The organism is Bacillus mycoides (assembly GCF_001757995.1).
Taxonomy (GTDB): Bacteria; Bacillota; Bacilli; order Bacillales; family Bacillaceae_G; genus Bacillus_A; species Bacillus_A mycoides_B.
Genome location: NZ_LXLV01000140.1, coordinates 1 through 793, shown reverse-complemented (window position 1 = coordinate 793; position 793 = coordinate 1). Strand labels below are relative to the sequence as shown.

Sequence of the window (793 nt, the reverse complement as noted above, 5' to 3'; positions counted from 1 at the left end):
CGTTTACTACGAGGAGAATACTTCATTCCTTTCTTTTTTTCTCTTACAGCTTGATCTTGTAATCGTTTTTGTTGCTGTTGTTTTGTTAATCGATGAACAATTACACGAGCTGGCACTTTATCAATCATTCCTACATAAGCATCAGCTATTTCACATGTTTGTCCTAGTTGAAGGGAGTTCATTAACGTCTCCATATCTATCTGTATATACTCTGTACCTTTCTTAATTCTTCCGTCTTGAAAATAATCAGGGTTAGGATTTTTTTGATAAATACGTGTATTCGACTTGATACGAGAGATATAGTAGGCCTCTTTATCTTGTATATATTGAAGGTCTTTTAAATGAAAATAACCTAAATCTCGGATACATAAATCCTTCGCTGTCACAGTTGGGACACACAGAGAGCCGTAAGTGCGATCATGTTGTTTACCTGGACCTGTATGAATATGTAGGAACTGTCCACTTAACAAATCATACTCAAGTTGAATTTTTATCCCAGCTGTATGGCTGCATCCTCCTGCACCTGGATAAACCGATGTAAATACATCGGGAAGTTGAAATGCAGTTGAATCTAAAATACGAATACGTTTGAAAACAGAAGTGTATGGAGAAGAAATCGGCATAGATGTGGCCAATTTTTTGCTTAGTAGTTCGGCTAGTAGGTGTTGTAAAAGTTGGACGGCCGCCTTATTAAACCGTTGATTCAGTCCCTCAGGACTGATGAGTACTTCTGTTGATGCTTCTAAACAGCTAGATAACTGAGTTAAAGAAGTCATAGCTACATTTTGGCTCA

1 protein-coding gene is annotated in these 793 nt (G+C 37.5%); it reads right to left on the bottom strand.

Features of this window, described 5'->3' with window-relative positions:
- On the bottom strand, positions 1-793 hold a 793-nt coding region (locus BWGOE10_RS29355), incomplete at both ends, for an IS4 family transposase (RefSeq protein ID WP_131799002.1).